The 25,156-nt window shown below is 67.4% G+C and carries 23 protein-coding genes; 10 read left to right on the top strand and 13 right to left on the bottom strand.

Going from position 1 to position 25,156, the window contains the following annotated elements; translation table 11 throughout:
• Positions 1–6: 6 nt before the first annotated feature.
• From BLS34_RS22175 to pncA, 5 genes are all read left to right on the top strand, one after another.
• Entirely contained in the window at positions 7–351 is a 345-nt protein-coding gene (locus BLS34_RS22175; RefSeq protein WP_028795166.1) for a PilZ domain-containing protein, read from the top strand.
• Between the two features lie 126 nt (positions 352–477).
• Positions 478–864, top strand: a complete 387-nt coding sequence (locus tag BLS34_RS22170; RefSeq protein WP_093153964.1) for an ArsR/SmtB family transcription factor — start codon at positions 478–480, stop codon at positions 862–864.
• A 25-nt stretch (positions 865–889) separates the two neighbouring features.
• Entirely contained in the window at positions 890–1,402 is a 513-nt protein-coding gene (locus tag BLS34_RS22165; protein WP_093154093.1) for an arsenate reductase ArsC, read from the top strand.
• A gap of 24 nt (positions 1,403–1,426) precedes the next feature.
• Positions 1,427–2,491, top strand: a complete 1,065-nt coding sequence (gene arsB / locus BLS34_RS22160; RefSeq protein WP_093153961.1) for an ACR3 family arsenite efflux transporter — start codon at positions 1,427–1,429, stop codon at positions 2,489–2,491.
• 68 nt (positions 2,492–2,559) lie between these two features.
• Complete coding sequence (gene pncA / locus BLS34_RS22155; RefSeq protein ID WP_028795163.1) at positions 2,560–3,198, top strand: bifunctional nicotinamidase/pyrazinamidase; 639 nt, start codon at positions 2,560–2,562, stop codon at positions 3,196–3,198.
• On the opposite strand, the gene BLS34_RS22150 is transcribed toward pncA, so the two are convergent.
• The 8 genes from BLS34_RS22150 to BLS34_RS22115 all read right to left on the bottom strand — a co-directional run bounded on the left by BLS34_RS22150 (position 3,195) and on the right by BLS34_RS22115 (position 14,560).
• On the bottom strand, positions 3,195–4,442 hold the full coding sequence (locus BLS34_RS22150) for a cation:proton antiporter (protein WP_028795162.1): 1,248 nt from the start codon (positions 4,440–4,442) through the stop codon (positions 3,195–3,197). The two genes, pncA and BLS34_RS22150, sit on opposite strands and share 4 nt — an antisense overlap.
• Positions 4,443–4,530: 88 nt before the next feature.
• Entirely contained in the window at positions 4,531–7,713 is a 3,183-nt protein-coding gene (locus BLS34_RS22145; protein WP_084618964.1) for an efflux RND transporter permease subunit, read from the bottom strand.
• The gene (locus tag BLS34_RS22140; RefSeq protein ID WP_093153959.1) at positions 7,710–8,825 is read right to left on the bottom strand and encodes an efflux RND transporter periplasmic adaptor subunit; all 1,116 of its coding nucleotides are present in this window, start codon (positions 8,823–8,825) and stop codon (positions 7,710–7,712) included. The genes BLS34_RS22145 and BLS34_RS22140 overlap by 4 nt, the downstream gene beginning before the upstream one ends.
• 115 nt (positions 8,826–8,940) lie before the next feature.
• Entirely contained in the window at positions 8,941–10,254 is a 1,314-nt protein-coding gene (locus BLS34_RS22135) for a tetratricopeptide repeat protein (protein ID WP_028795160.1), read from the bottom strand.
• 174 nt (positions 10,255–10,428) lie between these two features.
• Positions 10,429–11,043 (bottom strand): 30S ribosomal protein S4, encoded by a 615-nt coding sequence (rpsD, locus tag BLS34_RS22130; protein WP_028795159.1) that lies wholly within the window; start codon positions 11,041–11,043, stop codon positions 10,429–10,431.
• 190 nt (positions 11,044–11,233) lie between these two features.
• Positions 11,234–11,998, bottom strand: coding sequence for an RNA methyltransferase (locus tag BLS34_RS22125; protein WP_093153957.1), 765 nt, complete (start codon positions 11,996–11,998; stop codon positions 11,234–11,236).
• Positions 11,999–12,002: 4 nt separating this feature from the next.
• Positions 12,003–13,646 carry a citramalate synthase gene (gene cimA / locus BLS34_RS22120; RefSeq protein WP_093153955.1) on the bottom strand — a complete coding sequence of 548 codons (1,644 nt, stop codon included), beginning with the start codon at positions 13,644–13,646 and terminating at the stop codon, positions 12,003–12,005.
• Between the two features lie 104 nt (positions 13,647–13,750).
• A complete protein-coding gene (locus BLS34_RS22115; protein WP_093153952.1) occupies positions 13,751–14,560 on the bottom strand; it encodes a phytanoyl-CoA dioxygenase family protein in 810 nt (269 codons plus the stop codon).
• Positions 14,561–14,787: 227 nt separating this feature from the next.
• On the opposite strand from BLS34_RS22115, the gene BLS34_RS22110 reads away from it, so the two are divergent.
• Together BLS34_RS22110 and prfB are read left to right on the top strand one after the other, a co-directional pair.
• Positions 14,788–17,247: a penicillin-binding protein 1A gene (locus BLS34_RS22110; RefSeq protein WP_093153950.1), complete on the top strand. Its 2,460-nt coding sequence runs from the start codon at positions 14,788–14,790 to the stop codon at positions 17,245–17,247.
• 66 nt (positions 17,248–17,313) lie between these two features.
• Positions 17,314–18,442, top strand: a protein-coding gene (gene prfB, locus BLS34_RS22105; RefSeq protein ID WP_139189426.1) for a peptide chain release factor 2 whose coding sequence is annotated in 2 segments (ribosomal slippage) — positions 17,314–17,382 and positions 17,384–18,442 — 1,128 coding nt in all. Because the reading frame shifts where the segments join, the coding sequence is not laid out codon by codon here.
• Between the two features lie 92 nt (positions 18,443–18,534).
• On the opposite strand, the gene BLS34_RS22100 is transcribed toward prfB, so the two are convergent.
• Both BLS34_RS22100 and BLS34_RS22095 read right to left on the bottom strand, forming a co-directional pair.
• Positions 18,535–19,920 (bottom strand): amidase, encoded by a 1,386-nt coding sequence (locus BLS34_RS22100; RefSeq protein ID WP_093153947.1) that lies wholly within the window; start codon positions 19,918–19,920, stop codon positions 18,535–18,537.
• Between the two features lie 81 nt (positions 19,921–20,001).
• Positions 20,002–20,889, bottom strand: coding sequence for an NAD(P)-dependent oxidoreductase (locus BLS34_RS22095; RefSeq protein WP_093153945.1), 888 nt, complete (start codon positions 20,887–20,889; stop codon positions 20,002–20,004).
• 269 nt (positions 20,890–21,158) lie between these two features.
• On the opposite strand from BLS34_RS22095, the gene BLS34_RS22090 reads away from it, so the two are divergent.
• Positions 21,159–21,563 (top strand): tellurite resistance TerB family protein, encoded by a 405-nt coding sequence (locus BLS34_RS22090; protein ID WP_028795151.1) that lies wholly within the window; start codon positions 21,159–21,161, stop codon positions 21,561–21,563.
• Positions 21,564–21,581: 18 nt separating this feature from the next.
• On the top strand, positions 21,582–22,529 hold the full coding sequence (locus tag BLS34_RS22085) for an NAD(P)-dependent oxidoreductase (protein ID WP_245702133.1): 948 nt from the start codon (positions 21,582–21,584) through the stop codon (positions 22,527–22,529).
• 6 nt (positions 22,530–22,535) lie between these two features.
• Here BLS34_RS22085 and BLS34_RS22080 read toward each other — a convergent pair whose 3' ends face one another.
• On the bottom strand, positions 22,536–23,246 hold the full coding sequence (locus BLS34_RS22080) for a class I SAM-dependent methyltransferase (protein WP_093153942.1): 711 nt from the start codon (positions 23,244–23,246) through the stop codon (positions 22,536–22,538).
• A 139-nt stretch (positions 23,247–23,385) separates the two neighbouring features.
• Here BLS34_RS22080 and BLS34_RS22075 point away from each other — a divergent pair, with 139 nt between their 5' ends.
• The gene (locus tag BLS34_RS22075) at positions 23,386–24,021 is read left to right on the top strand and encodes an HAD family hydrolase (RefSeq protein WP_093153940.1); all 636 of its coding nucleotides are present in this window, start codon (positions 23,386–23,388) and stop codon (positions 24,019–24,021) included.
• A 30-nt stretch (positions 24,022–24,051) separates the two neighbouring features.
• On the opposite strand, the gene BLS34_RS22070 is transcribed toward BLS34_RS22075, so the two are convergent.
• Both BLS34_RS22070 and BLS34_RS22065 read right to left on the bottom strand, forming a co-directional pair.
• The gene (locus BLS34_RS22070; RefSeq protein ID WP_093153937.1) at positions 24,052–24,657 is read right to left on the bottom strand and encodes a PAS domain-containing protein; all 606 of its coding nucleotides are present in this window, start codon (positions 24,655–24,657) and stop codon (positions 24,052–24,054) included.
• Positions 24,658–24,849: 192 nt separating this feature from the next.
• Positions 24,850–25,156 (bottom strand): transposase (locus BLS34_RS22065; RefSeq protein WP_139189425.1); only part of this gene is annotated, 307 nt, incomplete at its 5' end.

Here is a 25,156-nt window from a genome sequence, read left to right as displayed (position 1 = left end):
TTTGCGATGAGCAAGGAACGCCGAAATTTCGAACGTCGCAAGACGGACACGTTTGCAACCGTCGCCACGATCGGCGGCCAGGATCTCGATACCGCGGCCCGGGTACTTAACCTTTCCGTGGACGGGATCCGGCTCGCCACGCCCGCGGCTCTTGTGCCCGAGCACCGGTACCGGGTGAAGCTCGCCAAAACGGACAGCTGGTTCGAGATCGTCGTGCGGGAGCGGGTCGGGGATGAGTGCCGGTGCCGCATCGAGTCCTCCTGGGACGATCTGCAGGACGTCATTCGTCAGAGCGACGATCTGACATTGCTGCTTCTCGGCTCCTCCGACACCGAAGAGGATGACCGGTGAGCGGCGCGACCTCCGCCTTCGAATTCCCCGCGCTCTCGAGTGTTCTGAGCCCACAATTTTCTGCGCCCTCGAAATTTTCTGCGCGTCATGTGCTCGTAATACTTCAATGATAATTGAAAGATAAGTATGGTCGAGGAACAGGCAATCGGCGCCTTCGCCGCTTTGGCGCATGAGAACAGGTTGACGATATTCCGGTCGCTCATGCGCGCCGGGCCGTCGGGCATGTCAGCGGGGGACATCGCCGTCGCCGCGGGACTGGCGCCGTCGAACGTCTCCTTCCATGTCGCCCAGATGGAGAGGGCCGGATTGCTGCGGTCGTGGCGGGTCCGACGGAACATCTTCTATGCCGTCGATACCGATGGCGTGCATCGGTTACTGACGTTCCTGACCGAAGAGTGCTGCGCCGGCCATCCGGAGCTGTGCGGGCTTCACGTGGCCGGGGCGTCCGGCGGTGGGCGGGGCGCGGCGCAGGCGGCCGAGGGTAAACTGACCGGGGACACCGCTGCCGAGTGACCCCGGGCGATCTATGGCGGGGGTCATGACCGACGAGAAGACCTACAATGTCCTGTTCCTGTGCACGGGCAATTCCGCGCGCAGCATTCTGGCGGAAGCAATTCTGCAACGTGAGGGCCTCGGCCGGTTCCGCGCCTTCAGCGCCGGGAGCCACCCTAAGGGGCAGCTGCATCCCTTCGCCCTGGACCTGCTGAAGCGCCAGAACCACCCGGTCGACGGCCTGCGCTCGAAGAGTTGGGGCGAGTTCGCCGTTCCTGATGCCCCGGAAATGCACTTCGTCTTCACCGTCTGCGACGATGCCGCCGCAGAGACCTGTCCCGTGTGGCCCGGCCAGCCGATGACGGCCCATTGGGGAGTGCCGGATCCCGCGGCTGCGGCCGGCACGGAAGCCGAGCGCCGCCTGGCGTTCTCCGAAGCATATCGTATGCTGAACAATCGGATTTCGGTCTTCGTCAACCTGCCGCTCAACGCGATCGACAATCTCGCGCTGAAACAGCGTCTTGCGGAACTGGGGCGCACACCGTCCAGCGCCGCGTAAAGTCACCTGACTGATGGAATTAAAATGACGCAAGGTATCGCCCAGCCGGCACCTCCGGCCGGGATCGGGTTCTTCGAGAAGTGGCTGTCCGTCTGGGTGGCCCTGTGCATCGCCGCCGGGGTCGCGCTCGGCTCGACCGTGCCCGGGGTGTTCGAGGCGCTGGCGGCCGTCGAGGTCGCCCGGGTCAATCTGATCGTCGCCGTGCTGATCTGGGCGATGGTCTATCCGATGATGGTGAACATCGACTTCGCCAGCCTCGGCCATGTCGCCGACAAGCCGAAGGGGCTGGCGATCACCATCCTGGTCAACTGGCTGGTGAAACCCTTCACCATGGCCGGGCTGGGGGTGCTGTTCTTCGAGGTCCTGTTCGCCGATCTGATCGCGCCGGCCGACGCCCAGCAGTATATCGCCGGGTTGATCCTGCTGGGGGCCGCTCCCTGTACCGCGATGGTGTTCGTGTGGTCGCAGCTCACCCGGGGGGATCCGAACTATACCCTGGTGCAGGTGTCGGTGAACGACGTGATCATGGTCTTCGCCTTCGCGCCGATCGTGGCCCTGCTGCTCGGGGTCACCGACATCGCCGTGCCGTGGGAGACGCTGCTGCTGTCGGTCGGTCTCTACGTGGTGATTCCGCTGGTGGCAGGCGCGATTACCCGTTGGCGTCTGACGGCGCGCGGCGGCGGCGAGGCGGCGGTCGCGCGCTTCACCGGGGCGATCAAGCCGGTGTCCGTTCTCGGCCTGCTGGCGACGGTGGTGCTGCTGTTCGGTTTCCAGGGACAGGTCATTCTGGAGCGCCCGCTGGTGATCGCCATGATCGCCGCTCCGCTGCTGATCCAGTCCTACGGCATCTTCGCGATCGCCTATGCCGCGGCCTGGGCCTGGCGGGTGCCGTTCTCCATCGCCGCCCCCTGCGCGCTGATCGGCACCTCCAACTTCTTCGAGCTGGCGGTCGCCGTGGCGATCAGCCTGTTCGGGCTGGAGTCGGGGGCGGCACTGGCCACGGTGGTGGGCGTGCTGGTCGAGGTGCCGGTGATGCTGTCGCTGGTCGCCTTCGCCAACCGCACCCGCGGCGCTTTCCGCGCGGAGTGAGACAGGTCGGTGCATCGACGGGGCGGCGCCTGCCGCGCTATCCTCGCTCGCGTTGACCGGAGGTATTTATGACCGCGACGCCGCTGCGCGAGACCGACTGTCTCGTCCTGATCGACCTGCAGTACGATTTCATGCCCGGCGGCGCCCTGGCGGTGGCCGAGGGCGACCTGCTGGTGCCGGTGGCGAACCGGCTGGCCGAGCGCTTTCCCCACGTGGTCGCCACCCAGGACTGGCACCCGGCCGGCCACAGCTCCTTCGCGTCGCAACATTCCGGGCGCGAGCCGTTCACCACGGTGGAGATGCCCTACGGCACCCAGACCCTGTGGCCGGACCACTGCGTCCAGGGCACGCCCGGCGCGGAGCTGCACAAGGATCTGGCGCTCGACCGGGCTGAGCTGATCCTCCGCAAAGGCTACCGGCGCGACATCGACAGCTATTCCGCCTTCCTGGAGAACGATCAGAGTACGCCGACCGGTCTGGGCGGATACCTGTTTGAGCGGGGTATCCAGCGGCTGTTCTTTGCCGGCCTGGCGACCGATTTCTGCGTCGCCTGGTCCGTGCTGGACGCCCGCATGGCGGGGTTCGAGGCGGTGATCCTGACCGATGCCTGCCGGGCGATCGATCTCGCCGGGTCCCTCGACGCGGCCATGGCCGGCATGGCCGAGGTCGGGGCGGTGATCACCGAGAGCTCGGCGGTCCTGGGTTAGGCCTCGCCGCTCTTCCGCATGTAGTGGCGCACCACCCTACCGGTGGTCAGGCCCTGGACGACGATGGAGAAGATCACCACCACATAGGTGACGGTCAGCAGCAGCGGCTTCTCCGGATGGTCCGGCAGGGACAGGACCAGGGCGACGGAGATCGCGCCCCGCAGCCCGCCCCAGGTCATGATCGGCACCACGCCCGGGGTGAAGGCGCGGCGCAGCCTGAGTGCCGAGATCGGCACGCCCACGGCGATGGCGCGGGCCACCAGGACCAGCGGGATCGTGGCCAGGCCGTAGAGCAGATAGACGGTGTCGAAGGCGACCGTGAGCACCTCCAGGCCGATCAGCAGGAACAGCACCGCGTTCAGGATCTCGTCGATCAGCCGCCAGAAGGCTTCCACATGCTCCCGCGTCGTGGCGCTCATGCCGTAGCGCACGCCGCTGTGGCCGATCAGCAGGCCGGCGACCACGACGGCGATCGGGCCGCTCATGTGCAGGGCATGGGCCAGCGAATAGGTGCCCATCACCAGCGCCAGGGTCAGCAGCACCTCCAGGGCGTAGTCGTCCATCCGGCGCATGATCCGGTAGACGATCCATCCGGCCGCGCCGCCCAGCACAGCGCCGCCGCCGGCCTCCAGCACGAAGAGTTCGGCCATCTCCAGCGCCGTGATCGGGCTGTCCGACGCCTCGCGGAAGGCTATGGCGGTGGCGATCAGGAAGACCACATAGGCCACGCCGTCGTTGAACAGGCTCTCGCCGGCGATCTTGGTCTCCAGCGACTTGGGCACCTTGATCGACTTCAGCAGGCTCAGCACCGCCACCGGGTCGGTCGGCGAGATCAGCGCCCCGAAGACGAAGGCGATCAGGATCGGCACGCCGGTGATCAGATGGAACCCGGCGGCCACCAGGGCGGTGGAGATCAGCACGCCCAGGGTCGCCATCAGGGCGACGGCCCATTTCTGCTCGTGCAGGGACTCGAAATCCACATGCAGCGCGCCGGCGAACAGCAGGAAACCGAGCATGCCCTTCAACAGGGCGTCGGCGAAATCGATCTCGAGGATGTGGCGGCGCACCACGTCGTCGATGCTGAACCCGGGGATCACCGCGTTGAGAGCGACCAGGATCAGCGATGCCGCCAGTCCGATGACCACCAGGCCGACGGTCGAGGGCAACCGGATCACGAAGTGGTTCAGCACCCCGCATGCCGCCGCAAGGCTGACCAGGATCGCGGCGATGTCGAATGGCGTCATGGGGGCCCCGGGTGTGCGGCATGGACGACAGAGGACCCGTGTCTAGCACCAAACAGCCGGGTCGCGCACCGGCCGTCCGCCGGCCGGGTCAGTCGTCGCCCGCCCCCTGGGGCTTCGTCGTGGTCTGGGAGGCGGCGTCGTCCCCCTCGGCCACGTCGGGAACGGTCCGGGCATGCGCCATCTCCTGCTCCAGTTTGCCCGCGCCACTGGCCCGGGCGGGCGACAGGCGGGCGAGCGCGAGATAGACCACGGGCGTCAGGTACAGGGTGAACACCGCCGCGAGGCCGAGGCCGCCGAACACCACCCAGCCGATCGCCATGCGCGCTTCCGCTCCGGGGCCGTGGCTGAGGATCAGCGGAAGGCCGCCCAGCACGGTGGAGACCATGGTCATCACGATCGGGCGCAGCCGGACCACGGCTGCCCGTTCCACCGCCTCGCGCACGGAGAAGCCGCGGTCGCGGAGCTGGTCGGCGAACTCGACCACCAGAATGCCGTTCTTCGCCATCAGCCCGATCATCATCACCAGGCCGATCTGGCTGTAGACATTGACGGACGTACCGGTCAGCAGCAGGGCGTAGATCGCCGCGGCGATGCCGAACGGGACCGTGACCATGACGATGGCCGCACTGGTGACGCTCTCGAACTGGGCGACCAGCACGAGGAAGACCACGACGACGGCGATGGCGTAGGTGATCAGCACCTCGCGTTCGGCCTCGGCCAGCGCCTCCGCCTCGCCCAGCAGGATCATGTCGATATCCTCGGGCAGGACCTCGTCGGCGATGTCCCGAATGTCCACCGCCGCCTGGTTCAGGGTGACGCTGGGGCTCACATCGGCATCGATCTCCACCGCCCGGCGCTGGACGTGCCGGTCCAGCTCGTTGGCCACGCCCTCCTCGGTCAGGGTCACCAGGCTGGACAGGGGCACCAGCGTGCCGCGGCTGGTTCGCACATGCAGGTTCACCAGATCGCTGGGATCGTCGATCGCGCCGCCGCGCGCTTCCAGGATGATGGGAATGGACTCGTCGCGGACGTTCAGATCGGCCACGTCCAGGCCGTCGATCATTACCCGCAGGGTGTCGGCCAGGTCGTCCAGCGGGATGCCGAGATCGGAGGCGCGGCGCCGGTCGATGCGTACCGAAAGCTGCGGCTGGCTCGGCTGGTAGGAGATGCGGATATCGGAGAGATAGGGCAGCCGCTGCTCGATCTCCGCCGACATCCGCTTGGCGGCTTCATAGAGATCCAGATAGTCGTTGCCGATCAGCGCGACCTCCATGCCGCCGGCGTTGCTGCGCAGGTCCAGGCTGTTGGAGCCGTAGACACGGATCCGCATGCCGGGGATCGCGTTCATCTTCGGCCGGATCTCGTCCATGATCTCCTGCTGGGACCGCTCGCGCAGGTGCCACGGCGCCAGCGGCGCGGAGATATAGACCCGGTTCAGGTCGTAGCGGCCGACGATCGTGAACAGGGACTCGATCTCGCCGCTGTCCAGGTAGGGCTGCAGAACCGCTTCCATGTGGGCGGACTGGCGGTCGCTGTAGGACAGGCCGACCCCGTCCGGGCCGGTGCCGAACACGAAGATGTTGCCGCGATCCTCGGTCGGCAGCAGTTCCCGGTCGAGGCGCTCGAAGGCGAGCCACGATCCGGCCGCCGCGACCAGGGCGACGGCGACGACGACCAGGGGCACGGCCAGCGCGCCCCGCAGCGTGACGGCGTAGAGTTCGGCGAGACGCCGCCCCAACCGGCCCAGGGCCTGGCGAACGCCGAAACGGCTGGGCCTGTCGGTGCCGAGGCGGGCGGCCAGGGCCGGCACCAGGGTGAGCGCGACGAAGGAGGAGATCACCACCGCAATCGCCAGCACGAAGCCGAACTCGCGGAACAGCCGTCCGGCGGTGCTCGGCAGGAACGAGATCGGCACGAAGACGGAGACCAGGGTGGCGGAGGTGGCGATCACCGCGAAGAAGACCTGACGGGACCCGAGCACGGCGGCGGCCCGGGCGCCGAGGGACTGGCCGCGCCGGCGCTGGATGTTCTCCAGCACCACGATGCTGTCGTCCACGATCAGGCCGGTCGCCAGCACCAGGGCGAGCAGGGTGAGGATGTTGATCGAGAAGCCGAGCAGCCAGATCGCCGCCACCGAGCCGATCAGCGCGATCGGGATCGACACGCAGGGGATCAGCGTGGCGGCGGGCGATCCGAGGAAGATCCACAGCGTCCCGATGACGATGAGCACCGCCAGGAACAGGGTGTAGAGAACCTCGTTCACGGAGCCTTCGATGAATTCGGCGTCGTCGGAGGTCACGCTGACGCTGACACGCTCGAAGCGGCTGTTCAGGTCGGCGACGGTCTCGTGGACCCGCTTGGAGATCTCGATGGTGTTGGACTGGGCCTGACGCACGATGCCGAGGCCGACCACTTGGGCGCCGTTCACCCGGACATAGCTCTCGGCGTCCTCCGGCCCGAAAAAGACCTGGGCGACGTCGCCGATGCGGATGTTGTCGCGGATGACGATCGCCTCGACCTCGCTTGCGCTTTCCACGGTGGCGTCGGCCCGCACGAGCAGTTCCTGGTCCTGGGAGCCGAAGCTGCCGGCGGGGATGTCGAACGGCGCGTTCTCCAGCACGTCGATCACGTCGCTGGCCGACAGCTGATAGGAACTCAGGCGCAGCGGGTCGAGGACCACGCGGAGCTGACGCTCGCGGTCGCCGAACAGGGTCACGTCGGCCACGCCGTCGACCGAGATCAGTTCCGGAATGATGTCGTTCTCGACGATGCGGGCGAGATCCTCGTCGCGCAGGCCGTCTCCCTGCACCGCCAGCCGCAGGATCGGGGAGGCGTCGGCGTCGGCCTTCACGACGGCGAGTTGCTCCACATTGTCCGGCAGCTCGCGCTGAACCCGGCTGACCGCCTCGCGCACATCGGCCGCGGCGAGGTCGAGATCGGCGCTCGGGTCGAACTCCACGCGCATGCGGAAATTGTTCTCTTCGCTGGAGGACTGGATCTCGCGGACCCCGTTCACCCGGGCGACCGCGCCCTCGACGATGCTGGTGACCTCCCGGTCCATCGTCTCCGGCGAGGCGCCCTGGAGAATGCCGCGCACGCTGACGATGGGCCGGTCGACATTCGGCAACTCGCGGACCTCCACCGCCAGAATGGCGGCCAGACCGGCGAGCGCGATCAGCAGGTTCAGGACCAGGGCGAGGAGCGGCCGGCGGACGCTGAGCGCCGGCAGGTCGTTCGCGTCGGACGGCGGTGTCGGCTCCGGCGTGCTCATGAGCCGGCGCCCTGCAGATGGGCGGGCACCGGTTGCGGCGCGCGCTTCTCCTCCGGAATGATCTCGACCGGCGCGCCCGGACGCATCCGGTGCAGGCCTTCGACGACGACGAAATCGTCGCGGTCGATGGCTCCGTCGACCAGCACCATCGCTTCCTGACGCTGGACGATGGTGACCGGGACGCGCCGGGCCGTCTGGTCGCGGACCACCCAGACAAAAGAGCCGTCGCCGCCCCACTGGATCGCGATCTCCGGCACCCGGGGGCGTTCCGGCCCGCGGATGTCCAGGCTGACGCGGAAGCTCATGCCGGGGCGCAGGCGATCGTCCTCGTTGGGAATGCGAGCCCGCACGGCGAAGGATCGGTTGTCCTCGTCGACGCGGCTGTCGACATCATAGACCGTGCCTTCGGCGGAGATGTCGGTGCCGGTCCAGGGCACGACCGATGCCGTGTCGCCGACCTGGATGCGTCCCAGCAGCGCCTCCGGCGCGTCGAACCGGACCAGAAGGGTGGAGCGGTCGTCCAGGGTGGCGATGCGGGTGTCGGGAGCGATCCGGTCGCCGACATCCAGATCGGTCAGCCCGACGCGGCCGGAGAAGGGGGCGACGACGAACCGGTCCGACAGGGCGACCTCGGCCGTCTTCAGCTCGATCCGCGCGGCCTCCAGGGTGGTCAGCGCATCGTCCAGGGTGGCCTGGGCGACGGCGCCCGAACGGCTGAGGCTGCGCAGGCGGCCGACGATCCGGTCCGCGTCGGCGCGCCGGACCCGGGCGAGTTCGACCGCCAGTTCCTCCGCCTCGCGGTCGAGTTCCAGCAGGACGTCGCCCTGGGCGACCTCCTGGTCGGAGGTGAAGTTGATGGCCTCCACCTCGCCGGCGGCGGGGGCATAGAGCGTCGCGGAGCGATGTGCGCGGGCCGTGCCGACGGCTTCGAGACGGATGCGTTCGGGGCTGAAGGTCACCTCGGCGACGACCGCGGCGCTCGCCCTGTCGCCCGGTCTGCCGCCGGCCGTACCCGTCCCCTCTTCGGACAGGATCGGCCGGGCGAAGATCCAGCCCGCGACGACCAGGGCGCCCAGCAGTCCGACGACGAAAATTTGGCGCAGGATACTCATGCGGCCCTCCGGTGGCGGCCCCGGGAGCGGCTCTCCGACGGGCGCGACGACGGTATACAATCCTACCGCCAACGTGAAACCGTCCGATGTCCGTCGCTCCGGACATGCGGGTCGGTCAGGCGGCGATTTTCTCCGCCAAGTATATGATGCCGGTAATGGGTTTACCGCGATCGTTTCGCAGTGCGGTGCGGAGTTTGTCCACGACCGCCAACCCGTTCTCGGCCATCAACGACGATATATAGGCGTCGCCGTGGCCAAATCGACCCGACGGCCGAAGAACCCAGGACGCGGCCGGGACCTCGGCTTCGACCGAGAAGGCCAGCATCCCATGATCGTTGAGCCTGTCCGCGATCAGGCCGATGGTCTTGTCCAGGGCACCCATGTAGATGAACACGTCGCCCGCCATGACGAGGTCCACCCGCTGATCCGCCTCCTCGAGATAGCTGTCGATGTCGGCGGTTCTCAGGGCGTCGTACACGCCCTTCACTTCGGCCTGACGCAGCATGTTCTCCGACAGGTCCACGCCGGCGAGGTGGTCGACGAAGCCCCGGGCCGCAGCACCGGTGAGGCCGGTTCCGCATCCCAGGTCCAGGGCGCGGCCGAAGCGGCGCCCGCGCCGGTGCTGGTTCAGCAGGCCGACGATGTCGAGATGGATCCGGCACTGCAGATCGCCGACCAGATGCGCCTCGAAGCGCGGCGCATAGTCGTCGAACAGCTTGCGGACATAGTCGAGCGGAGCCCGCTGGGTCGTGCGGCCTTCCAGGGCGGCCACCAGATGCCGGGCGTCGCTTCGCTCGGGGTTGATTTCCAGCGCGCGTTTCAGATGGATCAGCGCGTCGTCGGTCTGACCCTGGCGATTCAGCAGCATGCCGACATTGTAGTGCACGGTATCGCTGTCCGGCATGCGATCCGCGGCGTGGAGATAGGCTTCCACCGCCTCGGGCAGCTCGCCGATCTCCTGGTAGGCATTGGCCAGGTTGTTGTAGGTCTCGCCCAGGGTCGGGTCGAGGTCGAGGGCCCGGCGGTAATACTCGATCGCCCGCAGCAGATGTCCCTCCGATTTAAGGATCACGCCGAGATTGCTGTAGGCATCGGCGAAGCCGTCGTCGATCAGCAGCGCCTTCTGATAGCAGCTGGCGGCGGCCGCAATCTGTCCGGCCTGCCGCAGGATGAGCCCGAGCGTGTTGAGCGCGCCGGGTGCGCGGGGGTCGACGAGGACGGCCTTGGCGGAGAACGGCACGGCGCTGGAAAGGTCGCCGCGTTGCAGCATCAGCGTGCCCATCAGGTTGAGGGCGTCGGAATCCAGGGGGTCGGCGGCGAGGGCGCGGCCATACAGATCCTGCGCCGCGTCCAGATGGCCCAGCTGATGCGCGCGGATCGCCTGGGCGACCAGGACCGGGGCCGGCGTTTCGAGCGTCGCCGAGGCCATGCTGCTTGTTCTCCCTCTCCAATTGGATCGTATATCGCTCAACTCCGTTGAACAATTGGTTAAGAAAGACTCAAGCGCTTATCGGAAGTGGTGGCAAAGGCGAATGCGGGCCTGGAAAAGCAAAAGGCCGGCCACAAGGGCCGGCCAGTCGCAGATTTTCTGAAACGCCGTCGATCAGCGCGAGTAGAACTCGACCACGAGGCTGGGTTCCATCTGCACCGGGTACGGCACGTCCTCGAGCTTCGGGATGCGGATGAAGGAGCCGGTCATCTTGCTGTGATCGACTTCCAGATAATCCGGAACGTCGCGCTCGTTCGACTGCGCGCCTTCCAGGACCACGGGCAGCTCGCGGGACTTCTCCTTGACCTCGACCACGTCGCCTTCGCGCACCAGGAACGAGGGGATGTTCACGCGCTTGCCGTTCACCTTGACGTGGCCGTGGTTGACCAGCTGGCGGGCGGCGAAGACGGTCGGCACGAACTTCATGCGGTAGACGACCGCGTCCAGGCGAGTCTCCAGAATGCCGATCAGGTTCTCGCCGGTGTCGCCCTTACGACGCACGGCCTCGGCGTAGTACTTGCGGAACTGCTTCTCGCCGATGTTGCCGTAATAGCCCTTCAGCTTCTGCTTCGCCATGAGCTGCACGCCGTAGTCGGTCGGCTTGCGGCGGCGCTGCCCGTGCTGACCCGGGCCGTATTCGCGGTTGTTGAGCGGGGATTTCGGGCGGCCCCAGAGGTTCACACCGAGGCGGCGGTCAATCTTGTGCTTCGCAGCGATGCGCTTGGCCATCGCGTTGCTCCTTCTTCTTCTGCCCGTTTTTGGCCGTTTTCAGCCGTTGGGCGGGTTGTCCCGATAGGGTGATCCGGCACGCTGCTCGCGCTTTGGCCGGGCCGGGAACACGCGCGTAGGCATGGTCCTCGTTCTCAGGAATGGGCGCGTTATACGGATCGGCCGGGAAATGTCAAACAGGCCGTGCCGATTAGGGCCGGCGCCGCCGCTTGCCGGTCAGCGCCTTGACCACGCCATGGAGGCTCTGCACCTCCTGGTCGGTAAGGCCGGCGCGGGTGAACATGGTGCGCAGATTGCGCTTCATGGTCGGGCCGAAATGCTCGGGATAGAAGAACCCGACCTCCTCGAGTTCGGCCTCGAGGCGGGAGAAGAAGAACTCCCGGGTCTCCACCGGCGCCGGCGGGCTGTCGGACATGAGCTGGACGTCCGGCGTGTCGTCGCCGCTCTGGTACCACTCGTAGCCGACCAGCAGCACGGCCTGGGCGAGGTTCAGCGACGAAAAACCCGGGTTGAGCGGCACGGTGATCACCGCATCGGCCAGGGTCACGTCGTCGTTCACCAGCCCGGCCCGCTCCGGGCCGAACAGCACGCCGGCCGGCTGCTCCGCCGCGATCCGGGCGCGGAGCTGGGCGACGGCGGCGCGCGGCACCAGCGCCTCCTTGGTCACCCCGCGCGGCCGGGCGGTGGTCGCCAGGACATAGGTCAGGTCGGCGCACGCTTCGGCCGTCGTGGGGTAGACCCGGGCCTGCTGCAGCACCTCGATGGCGCCGGCCGCCATGGCCTCGGCGGCGGGGTTGGGCCAGCCGTCGCGCGGATTGACCAGGCGCATGTCGGTCAGGCCGCAGTTCAGCATCGCCCGCGCGCAGGCCCCGATGTTCTCGCCGAGCTGCGGTTCCACCAGCACGATCGCCGGCCCGGAGCCCGCGACGGACCTGGCGTGGTCGGTCCCCGCCATCTGGTCAGGCGTCCGTTTTCGGCACTGCCGCGCCGGCGCGCAGCAACTTCCAGGTGATGGCGTCCGACAGGGCGGCGATGGAGGCGTCGATGATGTTCGGGCTGACGCCGACCGTGCGCCAGGTGGTGCCGGTCTCGTCCTCGCTCTCGATCATCACCCGGGTGGTGGCGTCGGTGCCGTCGCCGTCGCGGGCGGGCGGCAGAATGCGCACCTTGTAATCGATCAGCCGCATGGTCTGGATCGCGGGAAACTTCGGCGTCAGCGCCTTGCGGATGGCGGTGTCGAGCGCGTTGACCGGCCCGTTGCCGACCGCGACCTCGTGATGGGCGGTGCCGCCGACCGTGAGGGTCGCCGTCGCCTCGGACTCGATCACCAGATCGCCACGGGCGTTGAACCGGCGTTCGTCCATGACGCGCCAGCGTTCGATGGTGAAGAACTCCGGCACCCCCTGGATCAGCCGGCGGGCCAGCAGCTCGAAGCTCGCTTCCGCGCTGTCGTAGGAATAGCCGAGGAACTCCTTCTCCTTCACCTCGTCGACCAGCCGCTGGATCTTCGGATGCTTGGGGTCGATCTCGACGCCGATTTCGGCGAAGCGGGCCAGGATGTTGGAGCGGCCGGCCTGGTCGGACACCAGGATGTGGCGCTGGTTGCCGACGATGCCCGGCTCCACATGCTCGTAGGTCTTCGGGTCCTTCTGCACCGCGGAGACGTGCAGCCCGCCCTTATGGGCGAAGGCGGCGGCCCCGACATAGGCGCGGTGCGGGTCGCTCGACCGGTTCAGCCGCTCGTCCAGCATCCGGGACACCGAGGTGAGCTGCGTCAGCTTGTCGGCGCCCACATTGGTCGTCATCCCCATCTTGACCACGAGGTTCGGGATGATCGCCATCATGTCGGCATTGCCGCAGCGCTCGCCCAGGCCGTTGATCGTGCCCTGGACCTGCCGGGCGCCGGCCCGGATCGCCGCCAGCGAGTTGGCGACGGCGTTGCCGGTGTCGTTGTGGCAGTGGATGCCCAGATGGGTCCCGGGCACCCGCGCGGCAACCGTGGCGACGATCGCCTCGATCTCGTGGGGCAGGGTGCCGCCGTTGGTGTCGCACAGCACCACCCAGCGCGCCCCGGACTTGTAGGCCGCCTCGGCGCATTCCAGGGCGTAGTCGGGATTGGCCTTGAAGCCGTCGAAGAAATGCTCGCAGTCGAACATCGCCTCGCGGCCGACGGTGACGGCGCGGGCGATGCTATCGCGCACCATGGCCACGTTCTCGTCGCGCTCGATCTCCAGCGCCACGTCGACATGGAAGTCCCAGGTCTTGCCGACCAGGCAGACCGCGGGCACCCGGGCGTCGAGGATGCCGGCGAGACCGGGATCGTTCTCGGCGCTGCGGCCCGGGCGGCGGGTCATGCCGAAGGCGACGATGCGGGCGTTCTCCATCTTCGGCGGTTCGGCGAAGAACCGGTCGTCGGTCGGATTGGCACCTGGCCAGCCGCCTTCGATGTAGTCGATCCCAAGCTGGTCCAGCGCACGGGCGATCGCCGCCTTGTCGGCGACGGTAAAGTCGACGCCGCGGGTCTGCTGCCCGTCGCGCAGGGTGGTGTCGAACAGGTAGACGCGGTCGGCGTCCGGTGTGTCGATCGTGCTGTCGCTGGCCATGGAGCCTCTCCCGGCCCGCTCCGTGAGGGATCGTCAGGGAGGCGGGCGACTCGGTAATGGGAGAGGGTCTCTACCAGCGCGAAAGCCGGTCGGCAAGCGGGTGACTACCCCCGTAGGACCGGGAATTCCTCGCCCCGCAGCGGGTCGCCGTGGTTCAGCCGGACATCGGGGAAGGGCGGCGATACTTCGCCCTTACGTTTCACGTAGACCACGTCGTCGCCGCAGAACCGGGCGGCGAAGGCGCGTCGGCGGTTGCCGCCGGTGCCCGGATTGCCCGGCGCGCCGTGCACCGTCAGGAAGGAGAAGGCGATGGCGTCGCCGGGCTCCATGTCCCAGCCGAGGATGGTGTGCTCGCCGCGCTGCAGCTCGATATCCGGCAGCGGCTCCAGGCCCTCGTCGCCGCGCTCGTAGGCCTCGCCCTTGAACTTGGTCGGCAGGAAGCGCTTGCCCCAGGTGTGGGAGCCGGCGACGAACTCCACGCAGACCTCCCGGGGCACCGGATCGAGCGGGATCCACAGCGAGCAGGTCTGGGTTCCCTCGATGCAGTAGTAGGGCTGGTCGTGGTGCCAGGGAGTGCGCTCCTCGGTGCCCGGCTCCTTGACCAGCACATGCTCGTGGAACAGCACGACCTTTCGCGCGCCCATGAGCTGACCGGCGACGTCGGCGGCCGGGGAGTCCTTCAGGAACCGGTCATATTCCGGAATGCGCTGCCAGTTGCAGTAATCGCCGAAGAAGTATCCCGGCTTACCCTCGGGGGTGTATTCCTTGGCGTAGGTTCCCGGTTCCCGCATGTTGCGGTCGATGCCGTCGCGGAGTTCCGCGATCCAGTCCTTGTCGAACACGCCGGACAGCTTCACCGCCCCGTCGCGGCGGAAATGATCGATCGTGGTCTCGGGGAGCGGGCTGCTGGTCATGGCATCGTCTCCGGGGCAATCCTGATACAGATGACCGGTAGCGTGCGAAGTCGCCCGTCTTTCGTCAATCCATCCCGACGAGCGGGCCATGCCGAAGTGCGGGAGCCCACATCCCGCCGCCTTCGCGACACATTATCCTCGTAGGGTCCGCAACCGATCGCCGGTCACGGCGTTGGGAATGCATATGCCCAGCGCGTCTGGTAGGGTGGGGCCGGGCTTCGGAGGGTATGGATTTGCTGCGTTGGCTGCTCGGAATCTTCGTTTTCTTCCTGATCGTCGCGATCGGCGGCGTGGGAGCCGTGCTGTACGCGTTCCACCATTTCGGCCGCGGCCTGCCGGACTATGAGTACCTGGCGGATTACGAGCCGCCGGTGGTGACGCGCGTCCATGCGGGCGACGGCCGGCTGCTTGAAGAGTATGCGCGCAACAAGCGTGTCTTCGTCGCCATCGAGGCCATCCCCAAGCGCGTGGTGAAGGCGTTCCTCGCGGCCGAGGACAAGAATTTCTACAACCACCCGGGCATCGACTTCGTCAGCCTCGCCTCCGCGGTGGTGCTGAACTTGAAGAACTACGGCACCGGCCGTCGCCCGGTGGGGGCGTCGACGATCACCCAGCAGGTGGCCAAGAACTTCCTGCTGACCAACGAGGTGTCGATCGATCGCAAGGCCAAGGAGGCGATCCTCTCCTTCCGCATCGAGCGGGTGCTGAGCAAGGACCGGATCCTCGAGCTGTACCTGAACGAGATCTATCTGGGCTTCGGTTCCTACGGCGTCGCGGCGGCCGCGCTGAACTATTTCGACAAGCCGCTGGCCGAACTGACGATCGCCGAGGCGGCCTATCTGGCGGCCCTGCCGAAGGCGCCGAACAATTATCATCCGACCCGCAAGCACGACGCCGCCGTCGCCCGGCGTAACTGGGTGGTCGGCCAGATGTCGGATAACGGCTTCATCACCCAGGCCGAGGCGCAGAGCGCGGTGCAGGAGCCGCTGACGGTCTCGACCGCGACCACGGGCGACGAGACCTCCGCCGATTACTTTGCCGAGGAAGTGCGCCGCGACCTGCTCGAACGCTATGGCGACGAGGGTCTGTACGAGGGCGGTCTGTCGGTCCGCACCACCCTGGACCCGGAGCTGCAGCGCATGGCCGACAAGGCGCTGCGCGGGGGCCTGATCGACTATGACCAGCGGCATGGCTGGCGCGGACCGTTGGCCCGGATCGAGATCGTTCCCGGCTGGGGCGACGCGCTCGCCAAGGTCGAGCGGCCGTCCGGTCTCGGCGACTGGCGTCTTGGCGCGGTGGTCAAGGCGGACGCCAAGGCGGCGACCATCGGCTTTCCCGACGGGTCGCTGGCCAGGCTGCCCTATGACGAGATGAAATGGGCGCGCCAGTGGCTGGAGGATCAGCGTTTCGGCGGCACGCCCAAGTCGGTGACCGAGGTGCTGTCCGTCGGCGATGTGGTGCCGGTGGAGACGGTGACCGAGGACGGCAAGGGCGAGGCCTACAGCGAGGCGACCGTTGCCCTGCGCCAGATCCCGGACGTGAGCGGCGGACTGGTGGCGATGGACCCGCATACCGGGCGGGTGCTGGCCATGACCGGCGGATACAGCACCGAGATGAGCGAGTTCAACCGGGCGACCCAGGCGTGGCGCCAACCCGGCTCCTCGTTCAAGCCGTTCGTCTACCTGACGGCGCTCGACAGCGGCTACACCCCCGCCACGCAGATCCTGGACGCGCCCTTCGTGCTCGACCAGGGGCCGGGGCTGCCGAAATGGAAGCCGTCTAACTATTCCAACGAGTTCTACGGGCCGACGCCGATGCGCCTCGGCATCGAGAAGTCGCGCAACCTGATGACGGTGCGCCTCGCCCAGACCATCGGGATGGAGAAGGTCGTCCAGTACGCCAAGCGTTTCGGTGTGGTGGACGACATGCAGCCGCATCTGTCCTTCTCGTTGGGGGCGGCGGAGACGACGCTGCTGCGCATGACCACCGCCTATTCGATGCTGGTCAACGGCGGCAAGCGGATCACCCCGTCGCTGTTCGATCGGGTGGTCGACCGCCATGGGAAAACCGTCTACCGGCATGACGACCGATCCTGCGACGGCTGCTCGGCGGAGTCCTGGACCGGCGGCCCGCCGCCGCAGATCCCCGACACACGCGAGCAGATCGTCGATCCGGCCTCCGCCTACCAGATCGTCTCCATGCTGGAAGGCGTGGTTCTGCGCGGCACGGGCCGGCGCATCGCCGAGCTCGGCAAGACGCTCGGCGGCAAGACCGGGGCGACCACCGAGAACATGGACACCTGGTTCGTCGGCTTCTCCCCGGACCTCGCGGTCGGTGTCTATGTCGGATTCGACCAGCCGCGCACGCTCGGCCGGCACGACACGGGGTCCAGCGTGGCCGCCCCGATCTTCAAGGCCTTCATGGCGGATGCGCTTGAGGATGTGGTGACCCCCGATTTCCGTATTCCACCCGGTGTGCGCATGGTCTGGGTCGACCTGGAATCGGGTCAGCGGGCCAATCCCGGCGCCCCCGGCGCGATCCTCGAGGCGTTCAAGCCCGGCACCGAGCCGACCGGCGAGAGTCTGGTGATCGGCGGCGGAATGGGACCGGCTCCGTCGAACACGGATCCCGCCTCCGCGCCGTCCTCCGCCGCCCCTGTTGCGACCAGCGGGTCGGGGCTCTATTAAGCGTCTGACATCGTCCCGATACCCATCTTCCCCGATATGGCGGACGTCACCTGAATGGAGGGCGCAATGCGCGCCGAGACCACCCAGACCCTCGATGAGATCAAGCAGTCGATCGAACTGCTGAGGAGGCATCTTTGACTGGGATGTCGCACTGACACGACTGTCCGAGCTCGATGCCCTGACCCAGGACCAGAGTCTCTGGGACGACCCGGACCGGGCGCAGAAGCTGATGCAGGAGCGCACCCGGCTGGAGAAGCAGATCGCCGACGTGAAGGCGCTCGACCAGACGGTCGAGGATGCCGTCATGCTGATCGAACTCGGCGAGGCCGAGGGCGACGACGCGACCATCGCCGAGGCCGAGAAAGAGCTCGAGGCGGTCCGGGTTAAGGCCGAGAAGATGCAGATCGAGAGCATGCTCTCGGGCGAGGCCGACGGGCTCGATGCGTATTTGGAAGTCCATGCCGGCGCCGGCGGGACCGAGGCCCAGGACTGGGCCGAGATGCTGCTGCGCATGTATACCCGCTGGGCCGAGCGGCAGGGCTACAAGATCGAGTGGCTGGAAGAGAGCGCCGGCGAAGAGGCGGGTCTCAAGTCGGCCACCATCAAGATCTCCGGCCACAACGCCTATGGCTGGCTGAAGACCGAGAGCGGCGTGCACCGGCTGGTCCGCATCTCGCCCTATGACAGCCAGGCCCGGCGCCACACCAGCTTCTCCAGCGCCTGGATCTATCCGGTGGTCGACGATTCTATCGACATCGTGATCGAGGACAAGGACCTGAAGGTGGACACCTACCGGGCCTCGGGCGCCGGCGGCCAGCACGTCAACCGGACGGACTCCGCGATCCGCATCACCCACATACCCTCCGGCATTGTCGTGCAGTGTCAGAACGACCGGTCGCAGCACCGCAACCGCGCCACGGCCATGGACATGCTGCGGGCCCGCCTCTACGAGGCCGAGCTGCAGCGCCGTGAGGAAGAGGCGAACGCGACCGAGGCGACCAAGTCGGACATCGGCTGGGGCCACCAGATCCGTTCCTACGTCCTGCAGCCCTATCAGATGGTCAAGGACCTGCGCACCGGCCATGAGAGCGGCAACCCGTCCGCCGTGCTGGACGGCGATATCGACGCGTTCCTGGAGGCCTCTCTGGCCGGCAAGGTCGGCATGACCCGCGACGGCGACGCGGCGGCCGGGTAGAGGTCCCGCTCCGTACCGTGATCACTCCCCGGCACAGGGCTGGGGAGTGGTGCCGGTGAAGGAGGAAGAGCCGGCGCCCCTGTTATCGCCTCCTATTTCCGGAACCCGCTCATATCCGGCGCCTTGCCGGCGCCGAGCACCGATTCCATCGCCATCGAAATCGACAGCAGCCGGGCATCGTCGCCGTTCGGACACATAAGCTGGAGGCCGACCGGCAGAGCCGCGCCGAACTGGTGGATCGGCAGCGAGGACGAGCAGAGCCGGAAGATGTTGGCCGGCTGGGTGTTGCGCGACGACAGGCTGCCCCGCGCCGCTTCCTCGGGGTGCTTCAGGTTCTCCACCGGCATCGGCACGAACGGGCAGGTCGGCGAGATCCAGCCGTCCAGCCCCGCGAACCGCGCATCGGCGATCCGCTCCAGCTCGACCCGGCGGTACTGGGCCGCCAGATGTTCCACCGCCGAGACTTCGAGCCCGTGGGCGGCGCGGTCGGCCGTCACCGGGTCCATCTTCGGCCGGGCCTTGTTGAAGCCGTCGGGGGTCAGTCGGGCGATCAGCTCCGGCGGCACGATGGCCGGGAACAGTCTCGCCCGCTCCGCCGCCTCGGGGATCTCGATGTCGACGATCTCGACCCCGGCGGCACTCAGCGCCACGATCGCCGACTCCACGGTTCCGGCGACCTGGTCGTCGAGATCCTCGAAGAAGTAGTTGGTCGGCCGGCCAAGCCGGAGCCCTTCCAGCCGTGCCGGCATGGGTATGTCCTGCCCGGTGATCACCGCGTGGATCAGTGCCGCGTCCCCGGCGTTGCGGGTGAGCGGACCGATGGAGTCGAGCGTCGGGCTGAGCGGGAACACGCCGTCGGTCGGCCAGAGACCGACGGTGGTCTTGTGGCCGAACAGGCCGGTGAAGCAGGCGGGGATGCGCACGGACCCGCCGGTATCGGTGCCCAGCGCGAAGCCGCAGAGCCCGGCCGCCGTGGCTACGGCGGAGCCGCTGGACGAGCCGCCGGGAATGCGGTGGGTGTTGGCGTCCCAGGGGTTCCAGGGCGTGCCCCGCGCCTCGTTCACGCCGGTGGCGCCCAGCGCGAATTCCACGGTCTTGGTCTTGCCGATGGGGATGCAGCCGGCGGCCTTGAGCCGCTGCATGATCGTGCCTTCCGGTCCGGTCAGGTGCTCGCTCTTCATCTTCGAGCCGTTGGTGATCGGCAGACCGTCCAGGGCGATGATGTCCTTGACCCCGATCGGCACGCCCATGAGCGGGCCGAGATCGACGCCGGAGGCGAGCAACGCGTCGATCGCCTTGGCCGCTTTCAGCGCGCGCTCGCCGTCCACCACCATGAACGCGCCCAGCTTGCCGTCATATGCTTCGATCCGAGCCAGACAGGCCTTCACGGCGGCGACCGCCGTGACTTTGCCCTCGCGCAGATCCTGGGCATAGGCGGCGATGCCGTGTTCGAAATAATCCTTCAGGGTCTTCGACATATATCTCCTCCCGCGTGATGGATCACGGTCGCACGGCGCCAAGGCGCAATCAAACCCGGTTCTGCCGATCCGGTGCGGCTCTCAATGCTTTGGCGGCGCGTAGAGATCGATGGTGGCGGCGTTGTCTGCGTCGCCCAGCCCCTGCTTGACCAGCAGCTTGTGGATCTCCGCCGCAAGCCCGGTCAGCGGCAGCGACGTGCCGAGCTGGCGGGCGCTCTCCATCACCGTGTTGAGGTCCTTGACCATGATCGCCACCCGGCCCTGAACGTCGCGGTCGCGGGCCGCCATGCGCGGCAGGAACTGCTGCAGGATCGGCGAGTCGGCGCGGCCGCCCGCCAGCGCCTGGGGCAGCTTGGCCGGATCGATGCCGGCATCCTCGGCGAACTGGCAGCATTCGGCCATGAGGGCAAGCCCGGCGCCGACGATCATCTGGTTGATTAGCTTGGTCGACTGTCCGGCCCCGTTTTCTCCCATCAGGGTGAACCGGCCGGCGAGGTGGGCGACGACCGGCTCGACCCGCGCGAAATCCGCCGCCGAACCGCCGGCCATCACCGTGAGAGTGCCGTTCGTGGCACCCGGCACGCCGCCGGAGACGGGGGCGTCGATCCAGCCCATGCCGGTCTCGGCGCGCAGCCGGGCGGCGAACTCCTTGGCCTTGTCGGGCTTCATCGAGGAGAAATCGACCAGCACCTTGTCCGCGGACGCCGCCTCGGCGACTCCGTCGGTGCCGAAGATCACGGTCTCCACGGCGTCGGTATCGGTCAGGCAGGTGAAGACGATGTCGCTCCGCTCGGCAACGGCGCGGGGCGAGGCGGCCTCGATCGCGCCGGCCGCCGTGAGGGGAGGCAGCTTGTCGCGAGATCGGTTCCAGACGGCCAGGGGGAAGCCCGCAGCCGCCAGGCGCTGCGCCATCGGCCCTCCCATCAGGCCGAGTCCGATATAGCCGAGCCGTGTGTTGTCGCTGCTCATGGGTGTGTCCTGCCTTTCTGGACCGTTGTGGAGTGGCGCCGACCCCGGTCCAGGGCCGCTGCCTTCGTATCCCGTTCGGACGGGAGGGCCTATTTGGGAACGAACGCGTTGCGCGAACAACCCCAGCAATGGAGTATTGTCGGATGACGGGGAGGCAGTGCCGCCAGTAGGCCTCTGTTGTCGCGGCGTGGAGAGACCGGTATACCGAATGCGTGTGAGGCCGATGGCCGTCCACACGTCCCATCTATCCAGCTTTCCAAGGGATACCGATGATTAGCCACCACGCCGCCTTGATTTACGCCATGATCATCGGCGCCGCCGCCGACGGCTCGCTCGCCGACAGCGAGTTGGAGACGATCCGGGGGATCGTGCACCACCTGCCGATCTTCAGCGATTTCGAACGGGGCAACCTGCCGCAGATCGCCGCCGCCGCGACCGACATGCTGTCCGAGTCCGACGGGATCGAGACCGCGATCGGCCAGGTCAAGGCGAACCTGCCGGAGCGGCTCTGCGCGACCGCCTACGCCCTGGCCTGCGATGTGGTCGCCGCCGATGGCGAGGCCACTCAGGAGGAGCTGCGGTACCTGGAAATGCTGCGCCACGACCTGAATGTCGACCGGCTGACCGCCGCCGCCATCGAACGGGGTGCGGGCGCTCGTTACGCGCGCCTGTAAACCGATAGGGGCGACGTCGTGACCGAGCCCCATAACGCGTCGGCGGAGACACCGGCCCAGCCGGTCCTCCGGGGCCGGCGGATCGGCCTTGTCGGCCTCGGCCTGATGGGCGAGCCGATGGCCCGACGTCTGGCCTCGGCCGGTGCCGAGCTGTCCCTGTGGAACCGCTCCATCGAGAAGGCCGAAGCCCTCGCCGCCGAGTTCGCCGGCGTCACCGCCCAACCCTCGCCGAAGCACGTTGCCGAAGCCTCGGACATCGTCATCGTCATGGTGTCGGATGCCGAGGCGGTGCGCGAGGTGGTGTTCGACCCGGTGGACGACAGCTGGGGCGTTCTGCATGGTCTGGCCGAGGGCGGGGTCCTGGTCGACATGGGCACAACCGGTCAACCGGCCACCCTGGACTATGCCGGCCGGCTGCGGATGACCTGCGGCAACTGGGTGGATGCCCCGGTCTCGGGCGGCACGACGGCCGCCGAGGACGGCAGCCTGACCATCATGGTCGGCGCCACCGATCCCGACTTCGCCCGGATCGAGCCGGTGCTGAAGGTGCTCGGCAGACGGATCACCCATGTGGGCGCGGTCGGTGCGGGCCAGGTGGCGAAGACCGCCAACCAGATGATCGTCGGCATGACCATCGGCGCGGTGGCCGAGGCCATGGCGCTGGCCAAGCGCTCCGGTGTGGAGCCGGCCGTGCTGCGCGAGGCGATCACGGGCGGCTTCGCCGATAGCCGGATCCTCGAGCTGCATGGCGAGCGCATGGCGACCGGCGACTTCCGGGCCCGGGCCAAGGCGACGATCCAGCGCAAGGACATGCGGGCCGCCGTCGCCCTGGCCGATCAGGCGGGCATCGACCTCCCGGGGCTGATGACCAACGCCGCCCTGTGGGAGGACATGGTCGAGGGCGGCCTCGGCGATCTGGACCACTCCGCCCTGATCCTGGCGATCGACCCACCCGACGAGGCGTGACGCCGGTCAGCCCGGCTTCCGCCATTCCATGACATGGAAGAACGGGACGCGCGTGTTTCGGTCGGCCCAGTCTGGGGTGCCGCCGGTCGGTGCAGGCTCGTCGAAATGGCGCAGGATCAGACCGTTGTGCAGAAGGGCGGACATGTAGCGGCTGAGCGGGCGGTGCCGATTTCGCACCCGAATGCCCTTCCACTCGGCCCAATCGGTCCGTTCCTCAAGATAGTTGTCGATGCGGAAGCGCGGTATGCCATCGGTGTCCGCCTTCCAGCGGCCATCCACCAGGGCGGTGGCGAAGCCGTTCAGGTTGGCGATCAGCAGCGCGCCGCCGGGACGTAGGACACGGGTCATCTCGGCCAGCGCCAAGTCGATATCCGGAATGTCGATCAGGGTGAGGTAGCTGACCACCAGGTCGAAGGCGGCATCGGGAACGGGCAGGGCCTCGGCTACACCGTCCCGATAGTCTCCGTCGGGGTCCAGCGCCCTGGCGCGATCCAACAGCGGCCGGGTGGGGTCGATCCCGACAGTCGCGATGCCCCGCGCGCGCAGGATCCGACAAAACCGTCCTTCACCGCAGCCGACATCCAGGGCGTTCGCGGGTGCGATCCCGGCGACGCGGTCAAGCATCCGCGCATCAAGAACGAAGCGGCGTGAGAGATCGCCGGACTCACCCTGCTCCGCGATCCAGGCATCCGCGGACTCGACCCAGCCTTCCGACATTCGTGCCTCCGCCCATTGGAAGACGGGTCGATACACGATGGCCCGGGCTGGGCCAAGCGTCCGCTTGCCGCTTGCGCGTACCGGCGCGGCCCCGTAAGTCGGAAGTCCGTGCCGCTGCATCCTCCGACAAGGAACTGACATGCCCGAGAGCCTGGACGCCGTCGTCTTCGACATCGGCAACGTGCTGATCCATTGGGACCCGCGGCTGCTGTACCGGAAGATCTTCACCCGGGTCGACATGACCGCGGACGAGGGCATGGTCGACTGGTTTCTCGCCACTGTCTGCACCACCGAGTGGAACATCGAGCAGGATCGCGGCCGATCCATCGCCGAGGCGGAGGCGGAGGCGATCGGCCGGCACCCCGACTACGCGCCACAGATCCGCGCCTTCTACGGTCGGTTCCAGGAAATGATTCCGGGCGAGATCCCGGATACGGTTGCGGCACTGCGCCAGGCGAAGGCCGCCGGCCTGCCGCTGCATGGGCTGACCAATTTCGGTCGGGAGACTTTCCCGCAGACCGCCGCGCGATTCGATTTCCTGCGGAGCTTCGACACCGTCGTGGTGTCCGGTGACGAAGGGGTCATCAAGCCCGACCCCGCCATCTTCCACATCCTGATCGAGCGCGCGGGCCTCGATCCGCAGCGGACGGCCTTCATCGACGACAGCGCGGCCAATATCCGGAGCGCGGCAGAGCTGGGGTTCGCCACCCATCACTTCGCCGACCCGGGCGCCTTCACCGCGTGGTGGAAGGCTGCCGGGCTTCCGGTGGGCTGAGCGGCTGCTTCCGGCGGGCGAGACGCCCGATCAGTCGACCGTGAGGGGGCGGCAGACCGCCTTGTCGATGGAGGACAGGAACACCGCCTGGAACGGCGCGTCCATGCGCAGATGCAGCATCGGGGTCGCGGTACCGGGCAGGTTCGGTGCGATGAAGGCGTTGGCGAAGAGCAGCATGTTGACGGGCGCCTGATCGCTTTCGGCCAGGGGCAGGATCAACCGCCGGATGGTGACCGTCCGCTCCGCGCCGTAGTCGAAGATCGCCTCGCTGAGCATCGGCCGGCGGTGCTCGACGGCGGCGGTGTACAGGTCGTTCAGGAAGTCGCGATACCGCCCGTGCTTGGCCGCATCCAGGTATTTGCCCTGATAGTTCTCGCCGAACATGGTCTGCATGTAGGATCCGACCAGCCGGTAGCGGTAGCGGCGCGGCGGGCCCTCGACGTCGATCAGGCCGATGTGCTGGAGAAGTTCCGGAATATCGACCGGGTCGATATCGGCGCGGCTCGGTAGCGTGCGCCGATCCCGCTTGATCGTCCAATATGCCAGCAGCGGATCGAGAACGGCATCTCCCAGCTGTCCCTCGGCCGTGGCGGACGGGGGTGGGAAACCCGGATTGCTCTGAACGGCTGCTGACATCGCTTTTCCCTACGATGCGGGAACGATATCGGATGGTACGATCGGCGACCAGAAGTATCGAATTGGAATTAGGGAAAGTTCATTTCAATCTGAAAGTAAAATAGTTAATCAACTTTAAGAAACTGTGTTGTTTACCACATTCGTCTTGTCGGGGTTTTGCAGCTGCGAAGACGTGGCTAGAGCGTTTTCGGATCACTCATGATCGTACCCTGTAGCGGTGAAGTAGTTTCTGGCCTCTTCCGGCGTGACGGCATCGATGGCCTGAGCGATTGCGTCCCAGAGGTCTTGTAGGGTTCGGGCGGCGGCCTTTTTGAGTAGCGCCTTGATCTTGGAGAAGGCCAATTCGATCGGGTTGAAGTCTGGGCTGTAGGGCGGCAGGAAGCGGAGCTCGGCGCCGGCCCGCTCAATCGCGTCGCGGACTGCGGCGGGCTTGTGAGCCGGAAGGTTATCCATCACGACGATGTCGCCTGACCGCAGTGTCGGTACCAAGACCTGCTCG

Origin of the sequence: Thalassobaculum litoreum DSM 18839, from assembly GCF_900102465.1 — a bacterium.
Lineage (GTDB): Bacteria > Pseudomonadota > Alphaproteobacteria > Thalassobaculales > Thalassobaculaceae > Thalassobaculum > Thalassobaculum litoreum.
This window is presented reverse-complemented; position numbering and strand designations above follow the sequence as displayed.

Coding starts and splice junctions, on each gene's coding strand:
- BLS34_RS22175 (WP_028795166.1), top strand. CDS start 7: ATGAGCAAGGAACGCCGAAATTTCGAACGTCGCAAGACGGACACGTTT.
- BLS34_RS22170 (WP_093153964.1), top strand. CDS start 478: ATGGTCGAGGAACAGGCAATCGGCGCCTTCGCCGCTTTGGCGCATGAG.
- BLS34_RS22165 (WP_093154093.1), top strand. CDS start 890: ATGACCGACGAGAAGACCTACAATGTCCTGTTCCTGTGCACGGGCAAT.
- arsB (WP_093153961.1), top strand. CDS start 1,427: ATGACGCAAGGTATCGCCCAGCCGGCACCTCCGGCCGGGATCGGGTTC.
- pncA (WP_028795163.1), top strand. CDS start 2,560: ATGACCGCGACGCCGCTGCGCGAGACCGACTGTCTCGTCCTGATCGAC.
- BLS34_RS22150 (WP_028795162.1), bottom strand. CDS start 4,442: ATGACGCCATTCGACATCGCCGCGATCCTGGTCAGCCTTGCGGCGGCA.
- BLS34_RS22145 (WP_084618964.1), bottom strand. CDS start 7,713: ATGAGCACGCCGGAGCCGACACCGCCGTCCGACGCGAACGACCTGCCG.
- BLS34_RS22140 (WP_093153959.1), bottom strand. CDS start 8,825: ATGAGTATCCTGCGCCAAATTTTCGTCGTCGGACTGCTGGGCGCCCTG.
- BLS34_RS22135 (WP_028795160.1), bottom strand. CDS start 10,254: ATGGCCTCGGCGACGCTCGAAACGCCGGCCCCGGTCCTGGTCGCCCAG.
- rpsD (WP_028795159.1), bottom strand. CDS start 11,043: ATGGCCAAGCGCATCGCTGCGAAGCACAAGATTGACCGCCGCCTCGGT.
- BLS34_RS22125 (WP_093153957.1), bottom strand. CDS start 11,998: ATGGCGGGGACCGACCACGCCAGGTCCGTCGCGGGCTCCGGGCCGGCG.
- cimA (WP_093153955.1), bottom strand. CDS start 13,646: ATGGCCAGCGACAGCACGATCGACACACCGGACGCCGACCGCGTCTAC.
- BLS34_RS22115 (WP_093153952.1), bottom strand. CDS start 14,560: ATGACCAGCAGCCCGCTCCCCGAGACCACGATCGATCATTTCCGCCGC.
- BLS34_RS22110 (WP_093153950.1), top strand. CDS start 14,788: ATGGATTTGCTGCGTTGGCTGCTCGGAATCTTCGTTTTCTTCCTGATC.
- BLS34_RS22100 (WP_093153947.1), bottom strand. CDS start 19,920: ATGTCGAAGACCCTGAAGGATTATTTCGAACACGGCATCGCCGCCTAT.
- BLS34_RS22095 (WP_093153945.1), bottom strand. CDS start 20,889: ATGAGCAGCGACAACACACGGCTCGGCTATATCGGACTCGGCCTGATG.
- BLS34_RS22090 (WP_028795151.1), top strand. CDS start 21,159: ATGATTAGCCACCACGCCGCCTTGATTTACGCCATGATCATCGGCGCC.
- BLS34_RS22080 (WP_093153942.1), bottom strand. CDS start 23,246: ATGTCGGAAGGCTGGGTCGAGTCCGCGGATGCCTGGATCGCGGAGCAG.
- BLS34_RS22075 (WP_093153940.1), top strand. CDS start 23,386: ATGCCCGAGAGCCTGGACGCCGTCGTCTTCGACATCGGCAACGTGCTG.
- BLS34_RS22070 (WP_093153937.1), bottom strand. CDS start 24,657: ATGTCAGCAGCCGTTCAGAGCAATCCGGGTTTCCCACCCCCGTCCGCC.